The organism is Betaproteobacteria bacterium (assembly GCA_016194905.1).
GTDB lineage: Bacteria > Pseudomonadota > Gammaproteobacteria > Burkholderiales > JACQAP01 > JACQAP01.
Genome location: JACQAP010000018.1, coordinates 16,858 through 31,577, shown reverse-complemented (window position 1 = coordinate 31,577; position 14,720 = coordinate 16,858). Strand labels below are relative to the sequence as shown.

Here is a 14,720-nt window from a genome sequence, read left to right as displayed (position 1 = left end):
ATGCAGCATATCCGCAACTTTTCGATCATTGCCCATATAGATCACGGCAAATCCACTCTTGCGGACCGTTTCATCCAGCTTTGCGGAGGTCTTTCCGATCGCGAGATGGAAGAACAGGTGCTCGATTCCATGGACCTCGAGCGCGAACGCGGGATTACCATCAAGGCACAGACCGCCGCGTTGCGTTATAAGGCGCGCGACGGGCAGTTCTACCAGCTGAACCTGATCGATACGCCGGGGCACGTCGATTTTTCCTATGAAGTAAGCCGATCGCTGGCCGCCTGCGAAGGAGCGCTGCTGGTCGTGGATGCCTCCCAGGGCGTGGAAGCCCAGACCGTTGCCAATTGTTATACCGCCATCGAGCAGGGCGTCGAGGTCGTGCCGGTACTCAACAAGATCGATCTGCCCTCGGCGGATCCGGAGCGCGTCATTGCTGAAATCGAGGACATCATCGGCATCGTGGCCGACGATGCCGTGCGAGCCAGCGCCAAGACCGGCGAAGGGGTGGAGGATATTCTCGATGCGGTCATAGCGCGCATCCCGTCCCCGCGCGGCAATCCAGATGGACCGCTCAAGGCGCTGATCATCGACTCCTGGTTCGACAACTACGTCGGTGTGGTCATGCTGGTGCGCGTGGTGGATGGGGCGCTTCGCCCCAAGGACCGGATCCTGCTGATGTCCAGCAAGGCGAACTATCTGTGCGAGCAGGTAGGCGTGTTCACCCCGAAATCGCAGGCACGCAGTGAACTGCTCGCCGGAGAAGTGGGTTTCATCATCGCCGGGATCAAGGAACTCAAGGCCGCGCAGGTCGGCGACACGGTCACGCTGGCGGACAATCCGGCAGTCGAGCCTCTACCCGGCTTCAAGGAAATCAAGCCCCAGGTTTTCGCCGGGCTGTATCCGGTGGAAGCCAACCAGTACGAGGCCTTGCGCGACGCACTCGAAAAACTGCATCTCAACGATTCGTCGCTGCGTTACGAACCGGAAACCTCGCAGGCGCTCGGATTCGGCTTCCGCTGCGGCTTCCTTGGCCTTTTGCACATGGACATCGTGCAGGAACGCCTGGAGCGCGAATACGACATGGACCTCATCACCACGGCGCCGACGGTGGTGTACCAGATCCAGATGCGCGACGGTACCGTGGTGGAGATCGAGAATCCCTCGAAGCTGCCGGATCCATCCAAGATCGAGGAGATCCGTGAGCCGATCATCACGGCAACCATATTGATGCCGCAGGATTACGTCGGACCGGTCATGACCTTGTGCAACAACAAGCGCGGCGCCCAGCGCAACATGCAGTACATGGGCCGCCAGGTCATGCTCACCTATGAATTGCCGCTGAACGAAGTCGTAATGGATTTTTTCGATAAATTGAAATCCGTCAGCCGGGGTTATGCGTCGCTCGACTACGATTTCAAGGAATTTCGCGCGGCCGATCTGGTCAAGCTGGACATCCTGATCAACGGCGAGCGCGTTGACGCGTTATCGCTGATCGTGCATCGCTCCAACAGCCAGTATCGCGGCCGGGAGCTTGCTACTCGCATGCGTGAGTTGATTCCGCGCCAGATGTTCGACGTGGCAGTGCAGGCGGCCATCGGCTCGCACATCATCGCGCGCGAATCCGTGAAAGCGTTGCGCAAGAACGTGCTCGCGAAATGCTACGGCGGCGATATTTCCCGAAAAAGGAAGCTGCTCGAAAAGCAGAAGGCCGGCAAGAAGCGCATGAAGCAGATCGGCACGGTGGAAATCCCGCAAGAGGCATTCCTCGCCATTCTGCGGGTGGAAAACAAATAGGCGGCAGTCGTGGCCGCACACAAGGTGGATGACCGATGAATTTTGCCCTACTGATGCTGATCCTGTTGCTGGCAACCGGGGCTATCTGGTTGCTGGACCATTTGGTGTTTCGCGGGCGGCGCGACCGCGATGCGAAGGAACCCTGGTGGATAGAGTATCCGAAGAGCTTCTTCCCGATCATCCTGATCGTATTTCTGCTGCGTTCCTTCCTGGTGGAACCTTTCAAGATCCCGTCGGGTTCGATGATTCCGACGTTGCTGGTCGGCGACTTCATCCTGGTGAACAAATTCACCTACGGCATCAGGCTACCGGTCGTGAACAAGAAAATCATGGAAATCAGCCTGCCCCGGCGCGGCGAAGTGATGGTATTCCGCTATCCGGAGAATCCGACGCTCGACTACATCAAGCGGGTGGTCGGCCTGCCCGGCGATCGCGTGGAGTATCGCAACAAGCGCCTGACCATCAACGGCCAGCTGATTACGGTCGACACGGTGGACGACTACCAGTATGTAGATGGCGGTCTAAGCTTTGTCAACGCTGCGCGCTTCTGGGAAACACTGGGCACGCACCGGCATTCGATCATCATCAATGCGGAAGCGCCGGCCCTGCAGTTGGCGGGTGTCAAGCAGTTTCCGCAGCGCGAGAACTGCGTTTACAATGAACAGGAATTCAGTTGTTTGGTGCCGCCGGGACATTATTTCATGATGGGTGACAATCGCGATTCGAGCTCTGACAGCCGCTACTGGGGATTCGTGCCCGAGCAGAACATAGTCGGCAAGGCATTCCTGGTATGGTGGAATTTCAGCGAATTGAAGCGCATTGGCAACCGTATCAACTAGCGGGAGTGAATATGAGGCGTCAACGGGGCGTAACTTTCATCGGAATGGTATTCATCGCCGGTCTGATTGTTTTTGCAGCCATTATCGGACTCAAGCTGATACCGGCGTACATCGAGTACGCCACGGTCGTGAACATCCTGCGCGACGTAGCCCATTCGCCGGAAGCTCGAAGCGGCAATCCCAAAGATATTCAGGTCAGTTTCAGAAAGCATGCCCAAATCGATGCGATCGAAACGATCAAACCCGAGGATCTCGAAATCGAGAAAGAGGGCGACCAGGTGGTGTTGAAGGCCAACTACTCGGTCAAGATAAAACTGTTCGGGAATCTGAGTGCCTTGATCGATTTTTCTCCCAGCAGCGGGAATTGACGCCCACCCAAAAACTTTTCATCCATGCCTGACGGGCCGATCGAGCGCCGGCTGGGTTACCAGTTCGGTAATGCATCGCTGCTTCAGCAGGCGCTGACTCATCGCAGTCACGGCGCGCCGCATAACGAGCGCCTCGAATTCCTCGGCGACGGGCTGTTGAATTTCGTCATCGCCCGCATCCTGTTCCAGCATTTCACCGCGTTGCCCGAGGGTGACCTCTCCCGCTTGCGCGCCGGACTGGTGAATCAGCAAGCACTGTCCGAGTTGGCGGTTTCGCTGTCGCTGGGCGAGCATTTGCGGCTAGGCGAGGGCGAACTCAAGAGCGGAGGGTTCCGCAGACCCTCCATACTTGCGGATGCGTTCGAGGCATTGATCGGCGCCGTCTACCTGGACGGCGGATTCCCGCCGGCAGAAAAGGTTCTGATAGAACTCTATCGGCCGCTATTGGCGGCTATCGATCCCACGGTATCGGGCAAGGATCCCAAGACGCGCCTTCAGGAATATTTGCAGGGTAAACGACTTGGGTTGCCGCAGTATTCGATTGTATCCGTTGACGGCGAGGCGCATGAACAGCACTTCCGCGTGGAGTGCGCCATCCCGGAACTCTCCATCCACTCGCAGGGCGAAGGGTCGACCCGCAGGGCCGCAGAGCAGGAGGCGGCCCGAAGCGCCTACGAACTCGCCGCCGCACACAAATGAAAGGCATCGTTCATCGCACGGGACGCATTGCCATCGTCGGCCGGCCGAACGTCGGCAAGTCGACGCTGCTCAATCGCATGGTCGGCATGAAGATCAGCATTACGTCGAACCGGCCGCAGACCACGCGCCATCGCATGAATGCCATCGTGACCGAAGCGGATGCGCAGATGGTGCTGGTCGATACACCGGGCTTCCAGACCGAGCATGGCGGCGAGTTGAACCGCCTGATGAACCGCACGGTAGCGCAGAGCCTGGACGGCGTGGACGTTGTTCTGTTCGTGATCGAAGCCATGAAGTTCGGCCGCGAAGACCGCAAGCTGCTTCCGCTGCTGCCGAAGAACATCCCCGTGGTCCTGATCGTCAACAAGGTCGACAAGCTCGCCGACAAGGCCGTTCTGCTGCCATTCATGGCCGAAACGAGCAAGGCATTCGCGTTCGCCGAGATCGTGCCGGTCAGCGCGGCAAAGGGTACGCAGGTTGCGCACCTGAGGAAGCTGCTCAAGCCTTATCTTCCGGAAGGTCCGCCGCAGCATGAAGAGGATGAAGTCACGGACCGTCCGGAGCGGTTTCTCGCCGCAGAACTGGTTCGGGAAAAACTGTTCCGCCTGCTCGGCGAGGAACTGCCTTATGCGGCGACAGTGATGGTCGAAAAATTCGAGATGCGCGGACAGTTGCGGCACATTCACATTGCGATTGTCGTCGACAAATCCAATCACAAGGCCATGGTGATCGGCAAGGGCGGCGAAAAACTCAAACAGATCGGCACCCAGGCCCGTATCGACATGGAGAAATTGTTCGGCGGAAAAGTGTTCCTCGAGCTCTGGGTGCAGGTCAAGAGCGGCTGGGCGGACAGCCTCAAGACGCTGAAGAACCTTGGCTACGAATAACGCCGGCGCGGCCGTCGCCGCGGGCGAAAGGCAGAGGCGGGATGCGCAACCCGCATTCGTATTGCATACCTACCCGTTTCGGGAAACCAGCCTTGTCGTGGAAACGTTTACGCGGAACTACGGACGGGTGGGGCTGGTCGCGCGCGGCGCTCGTCGACCGAAATCCACCTTGCGAGGCCTGATGATGGCGTTTCAGCCGCTGCTGCTGTCCTGGGCCGGCAAGTCCGAGTTGCGCACACTGCACAAGGCCGAGTGGCAAGGCGGCATTCCGCAGTTGCGGGGACTGGGATTGATGTGCGGTTTCTACCTGAATGAATTGCTGCTGAAGTTCCTGGCCAGGGAAGATCCGCACGACACGCTGTTCGACCTTTACCAGGATGCGATTGCGGCGCTCGCCCACGAGCCCGAACCGGCGACCGTGCTGAGGCGTTTCGAAAAGCACTTGCTGAAGGAACTGGGCTATGCGCTCATTCTCGATCGCGAAGCCGATTCCGGCAGGCCAATCGATCCCGGCAAACGTTACACTTATGTCATCGAGCGCGGTCCTGTAGCGCTCGATCGCGGCGCGGACGCGCAGGTGGAAATTTCCGGTCAGGCGCTCATCGAACTCGAGAGTGATAGCTTCGTCGATGCGGCAACCCTGGCGCAGAGCAAACTACTCATGCGCTTCCTGGTGAATCACTATCTTGGCAATCAGGAACTGCACACCCGCCAGTTGCTTCGGGAAATGCAACAGATATGACCAGACTCAGCGTCAACGTCAATAAAGTTGCGCTATTGCGCAATTCACGCCCGCTCGACATTCCCAGCGTAGAGCGCTTCGCCCGCCTTGCGTTGGACGCCGGCGCTCAAGGTATCACGGTGCATCCGCGGCCGGATGCACGCCACATCCGCAGTAGCGACGTCGGCGTGTTGCTGAAACTGGTTCGAAGCCAGCGGGTCGAATTCAATATCGAAGGCAACCCCTTTCATCAGCTCATGGACGTGGTGCGCGCCGCGCGGCCCGACCAGTGCACGCTGGTTCCCGATGATCCGGGTGCGGCCACTTCGGATCACGGCTGGGATCTGGGGCGCGACCGCAATCGGCTCCTACCCGTCATCGCCGAACTCAAGGGCTTGGGCGTGCGGGTCAGCCTGTTCATGGATGCGGACGAGAATGCCATGGCAGCCGCGCGCGCGGTCGGTGCAGATCGCGTCGAGCTGTATACCGAACCCTACGCACGTGCGTTCGGTACATCCACCCAAGATGCCGCGCTGCGCCGTTTCAAAGCAGCGGCCACTGCCGCAATCCGCAGCGGACTGGGTGTGAATGCCGGCCATGATCTCAACCGCAAAAATCTGCCGCTATTCCTGCGCAGCGTGCCGGATGTGCTGGAGGTATCGATTGGTCATGCCTTGGTGGCCGACGCTCTCGAGTTCGGCATGTCGCAGTCAGTCAGACTTTATCTTGACGCCATTCGCGCCGGAACGTGCGCATGATAGTCGGCGTAGGCGTGGATATCGTGGACATGAGCCGGATCGAACGCCTGCTGCGCGAGTACGGCGACCAGTTCGCCCGGCGCATCCTGGCGAATACGGAGCGACCGGCTTTCGAGGCGAGCTCGCGGCCGGTCTGGTTCCTTGCCAACCGATTTGCGGCGAAGGAAGCCTTGTCCAAAGCGCTTGGCACCGGCCTGCGTTATCCGGTGACGCTGCACGCGATCAGCGTATCCAGCGATGGCATCGGCAAGCCGGCATTGGGTTTCCATGGGCCGTTGCCGGACTATCTGGCAAGCCGTGGGGTCGCCCGTCATCATCTGAGTTTGTCTCACGACAAAGGAATGGCATGCGCAGTCGTAATCCTGGAGCAATGAAGCGATGAACGCACCCGCGTCGCTCGGGCTGGTAATGCTCGATGTCGAAGGCAAGGAACTCAACGAAGCTGATCGCAGACGGCTGTGCCACCCGCTGACCGGCGGCGTGATCCTGTTTTCGCGAAACTATGAATCCCCGCGCCAGCTCGAGGAGTTGACCGCCGAAATCCATCGGTTGCGCCACCCGCCGTTGCTGATCGCGGTAGACCATGAAGGCGGCCGGGTGCAGCGTTTTCGCGAAGGCTTCACGCGGTTGCCGCCCATGCGTGCACTGGGTGCGGTATGGGACGCGCATCCGCAGCGGGCAAGACATCTGGCGCGGGATGCGGGCTACGTGCTGGCGGCCGAGTTGCGCGCACACGGCATCGATCTGAGTTTCACACCGGTGCTCGACCTCGACTTCGGCAACAGCGCCGTGATCGGCGACCGTGCCTTCCACTCGCAGCCACAGGCTGTGATCGAACTCGCGGGCGCGCTGATCGAAGGGCTGACGCTTGCGGGCATGGCCGCTTGCGGCAAGCATTTCCCGGGGCACGGTTTCATCGCAGCGGATTCGCATACGGATATACCGGTCGACACGCGCAGTCTTGCACAAATCGAAGCGGCTGACCTGCTTCCTTTTCGCGAACTGGTGGCACATGGGTTGTCCGCGGTAATGCCTGCGCATGTGATTTATCCAGACGTGGATGATCATCCGGCGGGCTTCTCGAAAATATGGCTTTCGCAAATCCTGCGCACGCGGATGGAATTTCAGGGTGTGATATTCAGCGACGACCTGAGCATGGAAGGGGCCCGGGTTGCCGGGGACATCGTCGCCCGCGCGGACGCCGCGCTCGATGCCGGTTGCGACATGGCGCTGGTCTGCAATCGTCCTGATGCTGCGGATGAACTACTGAGCCGTTTGCAGCGCGAGATCCCCCCGGCGTCTCTGGCCCGACTGGCGCGCCTTCACGGTCGCGCTTCCGCCCCGACCCTCACAGCGCTCAAGGCGACCGAGGCCTACAGCAGGGCGGTACACAACATCGGCGCAGTCGGTTTGGAAAGTGGCGACCTGTTGGCCGGTTCCCTGCAGATTGGCGAACGTGGCTGACAGCGCGCGCCGCCATCATGATCATCGCCATCTGCCCGGAACGAGGCGGACGTTGATCATCGCATTGGCGGTCACGCTTGGCTACGCGTTGGTGGAATTTATCGCGGGAGCCGCGTTCCATTCACTCGCGTTGATGAGCGACGCCGGACATATGTTGTCGGATGCGTTGGCACTTGGACTTGCGGCATTCGCCTCATGGGTCGGTAGTCATCCTGCGGGCAGCCGGCACTCCTATGGTTTCGCGCGGGCGGAGGTCGTCGCGGCATTCGTGAATGGTTTGGCAATGCTGCTGATCGTCGTGGTGATTGCCGTGGAATCAATAGGGCGGCTGCTCGATCCACAATCCGTCACCGGTCTCGGTGTGATGATCGTCGCGTTCGTCGGTCTGCTGGCAAATCTGTTCGTCGCCTTCCTCATAGGCCGGGGAGAGCGCAATCTCAACACGCGGGCGGCCCTGATTCACGTCGTCGGAGACCTCATCGGATCGGTCGCCGCGATCACGGCGGGAGCGGTGATTTACTACACCGGCTGGCAACCCATCGACGCTCTGCTGTCCCTCGTCATCGCGGTCCTGATTCTGGGTTCGACGATGCGGCTGGTGTTCGACGCGCTACATGTGCTGATGGAAGGCGTGCCCGCAGGGCTACGGATAGAAGAGATCGGAAGCGCGATCGGCGCGTTTGCCGGTGTACGCGCCGTGCATGACTTGCATGTCTGGAACATTTCTTCCGGGCAGGTGGCACTTTCCGCCCACGTAGAACTGGACAACCTCGATAACTGGGCGGCATTGCTGGAGTCGGCACGGCAGATGCTGCAGACCCGTTTCGGAATTGCGCATGTGACCCTGCAACCCGAACCTGCCGGCGGCATCAATCCCGGATATCGCGCGCGGGTAAAAATCATCCCGCAGCACGACGATCATGGCCCCGAGTACGGTCACGGTCGCCATCACGATCATGAGCACTAGCCGGCAGGATGAGCGGTTTCTCCATTAATTGCCGGCGTTGCAGCCGGCTGGCGGGCTTCCTCGACGACGTCCGCGCCGAGCATCCGGACTATCACGCCCGGCCTGTTCCACCCTTCGGGGATGCTTCGCCACGGTTGCTGATCGTGGGACTCGCGCCGGGAATGCACGGAGCCAATCGCTCCGGAAGGCCATTTACCGGTGACTATGCCGGCGTGCTGCTCTATCAGACGCTGCACAAATTCGGTTTTGCCGACAAACCGGTGTCGAGGTCGGCCGATGACGGGCTCAGGTTGACGGGCTGCCGGATCACCAATGCAGTGAAATGCCTGCCGCCGGAGAACAAGCCGACCGGCGACGAAGTCAAACGCTGCAACGGGTTTCTGGCAAACGAGATCTCGACATTGCCGAAGGATTCGATTTTGCTGGCCCTCGGGGGCATTGCCCACAAGGCGGTATTGATGGCAACCTCGGAAAAATTCGCCTCCTACAAGTTTGCCCACGGCGCGAGGCATCGCCTGGAGAGCGGGCTCACGCTTTTCGATAGCTACCACTGCAGCCGATACAATACCCAGACGCGACGGCTGACCGCGGCCATGTTCGAGCAGGTCTTCGCCGACATCAGAGGTTTCCTTGAGGATCCAATCGCCGGATAGTGCTCGATGAAGAAGAGTGATCCGGATCCGCCGCCTGCGGGCCACAGCGCGTTCGACCCCGCCGAAATCGTCGCCAACCTGCCGCACTTGCCTGGAGTCTACCGCATGCTCAATGGGGCAGGCGACGTGTTGTACGTCGGCAAGGCGCGCGATCTGAAGAAGCGCGTCGCTTCCTATTTCCAGAAAACGGCTTCGCTGGCGCCCCGGATCCAGTTGATGGTTGGCCAGGTCCAGGGTCTGGAGACGACGGTGGCGCGTTCGGAAGCCGAAGCGTTACTACTCGAAAATAATTTCATAAAGAGTTTAAGCCCACGCTATAACATACTGTATCGGGATGATAAATCCTATCCCCATCTCGTTTTGACTGGCGAGCGTTTTCCCCGCCTCGGATTTCACCGGGGTGGCCTGGACAAGGCCAACCATTACTTCGGGCCGTTTTCGAATGCGGGTGCAGTTCGTGAAAGCATCCGCCTGATGCAGAAAATTTTCCGACTCCGTACCTGCGAAGAGACGGTCTTCTCCAACCGCTCGCGCCCCTGTTTGCTATACCAGATCAAGCGCTGCACCGGCCCGTGCGTCGGCCTGATAGACGAATCGACTTACGCGGAAGACGTCAGGAGCGCCGAATTGTTCCTGCAGGGCAGGGAAGACGAGGCCGTCAGCCGGCTGGAAGAACGCATGCATCGGGCGGCCGAGCAGCAGGCCTACGAGCAGGCAGCAGCCTATCGCGACCAGATCCGTTCGCTTTCGAAAGTCAGGGAGACCCAGTTTGTTTCCAGCAGTCGCGGTGTGGATGCGGACATTGTTGCGCTGGCGAGTTCGGGTGGACTGATATGCGTAAATCTGGTGGTCGTGCGCGGCGGCCAGCATCGGGGCGACAAGAGTTTTTTCCCGCAGAATGCACGCGACCAGGACGAGCAGTCGGCTCTCGAAGCCTTTCTGGGGCAGCATTATGTCGATCGCGACGTGCCGCCCTCGATCATTCTCAATCGCCCGGTCGAGTCCGCTGCGCTCGAGGAATTGCTGTCGCAGCAAGCCGGAATCAAAGTGCAGTTCAACATCAATCCGGCTGGCGAGCGCAGAGTATGGCTGCGCATGGCGGAAAAGAATGCCGAACTGGCGATTGCGCAACGCCTTGCGGCACATGCCACACAGGAAGCCAGGCTGACGGCATTGCAGCAGGCTTTGAATCTGGGCGACAACATCCAGCGTATCGAATGTTTCGACGTCAGCCATACCATGGGCGAGGCGACTGTGGCTTCCTGTGTGGTTTACGACCATGCTTCGATGCAGCCAGGCGAATACCGGACTTACAACATCGCCGGCATCGAACCGGGTGACGACTATGCGGCCATGCGCCAGGTACTCGACCGGCGCTATCGCAAAATCGTGGAAGGCGAGGGTCGACTGCCGGACCTGATCCTGATCGACGGCGGCAAGGGTCAGGTCGGCGCCGCGTACCAGGTGCTCGGCGAACTCGGATTGAGCGATCTGCCGATGATCGGCGTCGCCAAGGGTGAAGAACGCAAGGCCGGTTTGGAGCAGATGATTTTTCCGGAACGCGCCGAACCGCTGCGGCTGCCCGCCGATAACCCGGGACTGCATCTGATCCAGCAGATACGCGACGAAGCGCACCGTTTCGCGATTTCCGGCCATCGCAACCGCCGCGCAAAAACCCGTAATCGCTCTACGCTGGAAGAGATTGCAGGCGTGGGCAGCAAACGCAGGCAGCGCCTTTTGTCGCGATTCGGCGGACTGAAGGGCGTGGCTTCCGCCAGCATCGAGGAACTTAAGCAGGTGGAAGGAATCAGCAGGGAATTAGCCGAAAAAATCTACCAGCAACTACACTGACGCATCATGCCGTTCAATTTACCGAATCTCATTACCTGGCTGCGCATCCTGATGATCCCGCTGCTGGTCGGCGTGTTTTACATGCCGCACGGTTGGATCGCCGATCACGACAAGAACCTGGTAGCCACCTTTATCTTCAGTCTTGCGGCGATTACCGACTGGCTCGACGGTTACCTTGCGCGGACGCTGAACCAGACATCGTCTTTCGGCGCATTCCTGGATCCGGTCGCCGACAAGCTCATGGTTGCCACCGCACTGATCGTGCTGGTCTGGCTCGGCCGGGTGGAGGGTTTCATTGCGGTCATCATCATCGGCAGGGAAATTGCGATCTCCGCACTGCGCGAATGGATGGCGCGCATCGGCCGCAGCAAAAGTGTGGCGGTTTCATTTCTGGGAAAAATAAAAACCGTGTCACAGATGGCGGCAATAATTCTGTTGCTTTATCACGATCCGCTATTCGTACTGAGCGGCTATACGCTCGGCAATTTCCTGATCTATGTCGCGGCTATCCTGACACTGTGGTCGATGGCTTATTATCTGAAAATGGCGCTTCCGGAGCTGACGAAGGAAGAGTAGTGCGCGGCCGTTACCTTGACAAAAAGACCCGGCGTCCTATAATGCCGGTTCGTTTTTTTGTGCGGGAATAGCTCAGTTGGTAGAGCGCAACCTTGCCAAGGTTGAGGTCGCGAGTTCGAGCCTCGTTTCCCGCTCCAGATTGCCTAAGGGAAAACGCGCATCAGCCGTTTTCCCTTTTGATTTTTCAGCGAACCAAGATCATGTCCCGGTTTGCAGTGCGCAGCTGATTCCGGCCGCGCCCACCCTGGCGGGGTGGCAGAGTGGTTATGCAGCGGCCTGCAAAGCCGTGTACGCCGGTTCGATTCCGACCCCCGCCTCCAAAAATATTTCAATGGCCCAGGCTCATCCTGCGACCCTCCGACGTCGCTTGGCGTGGCCTCCGGCTGAGGGAAATAGTCCTGATCGCGGTTCTGCGTGCCCGGTGCGCGCTATCGGAATCGCCACACCACAACCTTCGCGACGTCGTCGTTGGTCCTGGGGATGCTGCGGCAGCAAGAAATCTCGCACGGAGCTCCCGGGCGTGTCGATACCAAGGATCAAGGTGCTCCAGGCCTGCGTCCAGGTTGATCAGGCCGAAGGCTTCGGCAAAGCCCCCCAGGCTTGTTTTTTGGTTTTCGTAAGCTATGGTTAGTTTGTGGAGTCGCAAGTAGTGGTAGAGGACCCATGTTGTCCGGCGGGGCGTTCGTCATTCCGAAGTCGTTTACGCGGCGGAGTCCTGCCTGGCGGCACGCAAGAAGGAGCCGGAATATGAAGCTGGTGACCGCAATTATCAAGCCACACAAACTCGACGACGTACGCGAAGCACTCTCCGCCACCGGGGTCCAGGGGCTCACGGTGAGTGAGGTGAAGGGCTTCGGCCGACAGAAGGGCCACACCGAACTCTACCGGGGCGCGGAGTACCAGATCGATTTTCTGCCCAAGGTGAAGATCGAAGTGGCGATCATGGACGACCTGCTCGACAAGGTGATCGAGGCGATATCAAAAGCGGCGAATACGGGCAAGATCGGTGACGGCAAGATTTTCGTGGTCGATCTTGAGCAGGTGGTTCGTGTGCGAACCGGCGAAACGGGCGACGCTGCGCTTTAGGGAGGGTGCGATGAAACCATTACTGCCTTTGCTAGTCCTGTGTGCACTCTTTGCGTTTGTGACGTCAAGCTTTTCCGAGGAGCCGGCGAAATCGCCTGCCGCCGCCGAAGGCAGTCCAGCGGGGACCACAACCGCGGCTGCACCAGCTATACCCCCACCCCCGGCTCCGACCGCACCGACGATGGTGGAAGTCGCCAAGATCAATTCCGGCGATACCGCGTGGATGCTTGCGTCGACTGCACTGGTCTTGCTGATGACAATCCCGGGTCTGGCACTGTTCTACGGCGGCATGGTGCGCAAGAAAAACGTGCTCGCCACGGTAATGCAGAGCTTTGCCATTACCTGCCTGGTCACGGTGCTGTGGATGATCATCGGATACAGCCTGGCGTTCACTCCAGGAGGCACTGCATTTCTCGGCGGTCTCGATCGCTTTTTGTTAGGCGGCATGGCTTTCGTCAACGGCTCCAGGGTGAGTGTGTCGCACCTCGCGCTCACGATTCCGGAGTCGGTATACATGTGCTTCCAGATGACCTTCGCGATCATCACCCCGGCGCTGATTGCCGGAGCCTTCGCCGACCGCATGAAATTTTCGGCGATGCTGTGGTTTATGGGGCTATGGTCGATTCTGGTCTATGCGCCGATCGCGCACTGGGTATGGGAGCCAAGTGGCTGGCTAGCCAGTCGCGGCGTGCTCGATTTTGCCGGCGGCACGGTTGTGCACATCAATGCGGGAATTGCCGGTCTGGCCGCAGCGCTGGTGATGGGTAAACGCATGGGTTATGGCAAAGAGGCAATGCAGCCGCACAACCTGGTGCTGACGCTGGCGGGGGCCTCGCTGCTCTGGGTCGGATGGTTCGGTTTCAATGCGGGGTCTGCTGTGGCCGCGGATGGACGGGCGGGGATGGCGATGGCAGTGACACAAATCGCGACCGCCGCAGCAGCGCTCGCGTGGATGTTTGTCGAATGGCTGGTTAAGGGCAAACCGAGCGTGCTTGGGATCGCCTCAGGTGCGGTTGCCGGACTGGTGGCGATCACGCCGGCATCCGGGTTTGTAGCACCGGTCGGTGCATTGGTGATCGGAGTTGCCGCAGGTATCCTGTGCTTCTGGGGCTCGACGTCCTTGAAGAAGATGATGGGCTACGACGACTCGCTGGACGCCTTCGGCGTGCACGGGGTCGGTGGCATTACCGGTGCGCTGTTAACGGGCGTGTTTGCGATCAAGGACATTGGGGGTACGGCGGGATTGCTGGAAGGCAATGGCTATCAGGTAATAGTTCAGCTCATCGGAGTGGTCTCGACCCTGGTGTACGGGTTCGTGGTGAGCTTCTTGATCCTGAAGGGGCTCGATCTTGCGATCGGGCTGCGGGTTGCGGAAGAGGAGGAGCAGCAAGGCTTGGATGTCAGCCTGCATGGAGAAAGCGTGGTCTAACAATCGCCGACAAGACCAAGTGTATCGATGCGGCCAGAAAGAAATACGGCCAGATGTAATCACGACGCTCAGGTATGCGTTCGGATCGACGGGCACCGATCGGTGCCCGTCTTTTTTGATGGCGGGGTATTGCCGGGCCCGTCGGATTGTCCTGGTCCACAGCACGCAGACCTATGTCGCCTGCCGCGACAAGGCCGTGGTGGGCTGTTACAACCTGGCGGTCGCGGCGCGGTCGCCCACGCCGCGGCGACTGAGCGGGTGAGGAAGGCGATGCCGCGCTATCCGATTTCTGTGATGATCCTGGCCCGTCTCGCGGTGGACGAGCGCCAGGCGGGGCAGGGCCTCGGGAAAGCTTCCTCCTTAAGGATGCGCTCTTGCGGACTGCCCAGGCCGCGGACATTGCCGGCATCCGCCCATCCTGGTCCACGCAAAGGATAACGAAGCGAAAGCCTTCTACGAGCACTCGGGAAAAATTAATCACGGAACTGCGTGGCGACCCGGAGCTGACCGCGGCATAGCCTCCAATATTTCAATAGCCTAGGCTCATCCTGCGACCCTCCGGCGTGGCCTCCGGCTGAGAGAATAGTCCTGATCGCGGTTCTGCGTGCCCGGTGCGCGCTATCGGAAT

General features: G+C 59.7%; 15 protein-coding genes and 2 tRNA genes. All 17 read left to right on the top strand.

Annotation, left to right across the window (positions count from 1 at the left end):
• The 17 genes from lepA (at position 1) to HY067_11210 (ending at position 14,092) form a co-directional block, all read left to right on the top strand.
• On the top strand, positions 1–1,794 hold the full coding sequence (lepA, locus tag HY067_11290; protein ID MBI3528538.1) for an elongation factor 4: 1,794 nt from the start codon (positions 1–3) through the stop codon (positions 1,792–1,794).
• A gap of 35 nt (positions 1,795–1,829) precedes the next feature.
• Positions 1,830–2,633: a signal peptidase I gene (gene lepB, locus HY067_11285; protein ID MBI3528537.1), complete on the top strand. Its 804-nt coding sequence runs from the start codon at positions 1,830–1,832 to the stop codon at positions 2,631–2,633.
• 11 nt (positions 2,634–2,644) lie between these two features.
• The gene (locus tag HY067_11280) at positions 2,645–3,001 is read left to right on the top strand and encodes a DUF4845 domain-containing protein (GenBank protein ID MBI3528536.1); all 357 of its coding nucleotides are present in this window, start codon (positions 2,645–2,647) and stop codon (positions 2,999–3,001) included.
• A 24-nt stretch (positions 3,002–3,025) separates the two neighbouring features.
• Entirely contained in the window at positions 3,026–3,700 is a 675-nt protein-coding gene (rnc, locus tag HY067_11275; GenBank protein MBI3528535.1) for a ribonuclease III, read from the top strand.
• Positions 3,697–4,587, top strand: coding sequence for a GTPase Era (gene era, locus HY067_11270; protein ID MBI3528534.1), 891 nt, complete (start codon positions 3,697–3,699; stop codon positions 4,585–4,587). The genes rnc and era overlap by 4 nt, the downstream gene beginning before the upstream one ends.
• Positions 4,574–5,329, top strand: coding sequence for a DNA repair protein RecO (recO, locus tag HY067_11265; protein MBI3528533.1), 756 nt, complete (start codon positions 4,574–4,576; stop codon positions 5,327–5,329). Before era ends, recO begins: the two co-directional genes overlap by 14 nt.
• Positions 5,326–6,066: a pyridoxine 5'-phosphate synthase gene (locus HY067_11260; GenBank protein ID MBI3528532.1), complete on the top strand. Its 741-nt coding sequence runs from the start codon at positions 5,326–5,328 to the stop codon at positions 6,064–6,066. The genes recO and HY067_11260 overlap by 4 nt, the downstream gene beginning before the upstream one ends.
• A complete protein-coding gene (locus tag HY067_11255) occupies positions 6,063–6,440 on the top strand; it encodes a holo-ACP synthase (GenBank protein MBI3528531.1) in 378 nt (125 codons plus the stop codon). The genes HY067_11260 and HY067_11255 overlap by 4 nt, the downstream gene beginning before the upstream one ends.
• Positions 6,441–6,444: 4 nt before the next feature.
• A complete protein-coding gene (nagZ, locus tag HY067_11250) occupies positions 6,445–7,530 on the top strand; it encodes a beta-N-acetylhexosaminidase (GenBank protein MBI3528530.1) in 1,086 nt (361 codons plus the stop codon).
• Positions 7,514–8,497: a cation transporter gene (locus HY067_11245; protein ID MBI3528529.1), complete on the top strand. Its 984-nt coding sequence runs from the start codon at positions 7,514–7,516 to the stop codon at positions 8,495–8,497. Before nagZ ends, HY067_11245 begins: the two co-directional genes overlap by 17 nt.
• An 8-nt stretch (positions 8,498–8,505) precedes the next feature.
• On the top strand, positions 8,506–9,150 hold the full coding sequence (locus HY067_11240; protein MBI3528528.1) for a uracil-DNA glycosylase: 645 nt from the start codon (positions 8,506–8,508) through the stop codon (positions 9,148–9,150).
• 6 nt (positions 9,151–9,156) lie between these two features.
• Positions 9,157–11,001, top strand: coding sequence for an excinuclease ABC subunit UvrC (uvrC, locus tag HY067_11235; protein ID MBI3528527.1), 1,845 nt, complete (start codon positions 9,157–9,159; stop codon positions 10,999–11,001).
• Between the two features lie 6 nt (positions 11,002–11,007).
• Complete coding sequence (pgsA, locus tag HY067_11230; protein MBI3528526.1) at positions 11,008–11,577, top strand: CDP-diacylglycerol--glycerol-3-phosphate 3-phosphatidyltransferase; 570 nt, start codon at positions 11,008–11,010, stop codon at positions 11,575–11,577.
• 61 nt (positions 11,578–11,638) lie between these two features.
• Positions 11,639–11,714, top strand: a tRNA-Gly gene (locus HY067_11225).
• A gap of 109 nt (positions 11,715–11,823) precedes the next feature.
• A tRNA-Cys gene (locus HY067_11220) sits at positions 11,824–11,897 on the top strand.
• A gap of 427 nt (positions 11,898–12,324) precedes the next feature.
• On the top strand, positions 12,325–12,663 hold the full coding sequence (gene glnK / locus HY067_11215) for a P-II family nitrogen regulator (GenBank protein MBI3528525.1): 339 nt from the start codon (positions 12,325–12,327) through the stop codon (positions 12,661–12,663).
• A 10-nt stretch (positions 12,664–12,673) separates the two neighbouring features.
• On the top strand, positions 12,674–14,092 hold the full coding sequence (locus tag HY067_11210; protein MBI3528524.1) for an ammonium transporter: 1,419 nt from the start codon (positions 12,674–12,676) through the stop codon (positions 14,090–14,092).
• Positions 14,093–14,720 lie beyond the last annotated feature (628 nt).

Excerpts from the sequence above, each read along its gene's own strand:
- nagZ (MBI3528530.1), top strand. The coding sequence starts at position 6,445 with ATGAACGCACCCGCGTCGCTCGGGCTGGTAATGCTCGATGTCGAAGGC.
- pgsA (MBI3528526.1), top strand. The coding sequence starts at position 11,008 with ATGCCGTTCAATTTACCGAATCTCATTACCTGGCTGCGCATCCTGATG.
- era (MBI3528534.1), top strand. The coding sequence starts at position 3,697 with ATGAAAGGCATCGTTCATCGCACGGGACGCATTGCCATCGTCGGCCGG.
- HY067_11240 (MBI3528528.1), top strand. The coding sequence starts at position 8,506 with ATGAGCGGTTTCTCCATTAATTGCCGGCGTTGCAGCCGGCTGGCGGGC.
- uvrC (MBI3528527.1), top strand. The coding sequence starts at position 9,157 with ATGAAGAAGAGTGATCCGGATCCGCCGCCTGCGGGCCACAGCGCGTTC.
- lepA (MBI3528538.1), top strand. The coding sequence starts at position 1 with ATGCAGCATATCCGCAACTTTTCGATCATTGCCCATATAGATCACGGC.
- HY067_11255 (MBI3528531.1), top strand. The coding sequence starts at position 6,063 with ATGATAGTCGGCGTAGGCGTGGATATCGTGGACATGAGCCGGATCGAA.
- rnc (MBI3528535.1), top strand. The coding sequence starts at position 3,026 with ATGCCTGACGGGCCGATCGAGCGCCGGCTGGGTTACCAGTTCGGTAAT.
- HY067_11280 (MBI3528536.1), top strand. The coding sequence starts at position 2,645 with ATGAGGCGTCAACGGGGCGTAACTTTCATCGGAATGGTATTCATCGCC.
- HY067_11260 (MBI3528532.1), top strand. The coding sequence starts at position 5,326 with ATGACCAGACTCAGCGTCAACGTCAATAAAGTTGCGCTATTGCGCAAT.
- lepB (MBI3528537.1), top strand. The coding sequence starts at position 1,830 with ATGAATTTTGCCCTACTGATGCTGATCCTGTTGCTGGCAACCGGGGCT.
- HY067_11210 (MBI3528524.1), top strand. The coding sequence starts at position 12,674 with ATGAAACCATTACTGCCTTTGCTAGTCCTGTGTGCACTCTTTGCGTTT.
- glnK (MBI3528525.1), top strand. The coding sequence starts at position 12,325 with ATGAAGCTGGTGACCGCAATTATCAAGCCACACAAACTCGACGACGTA.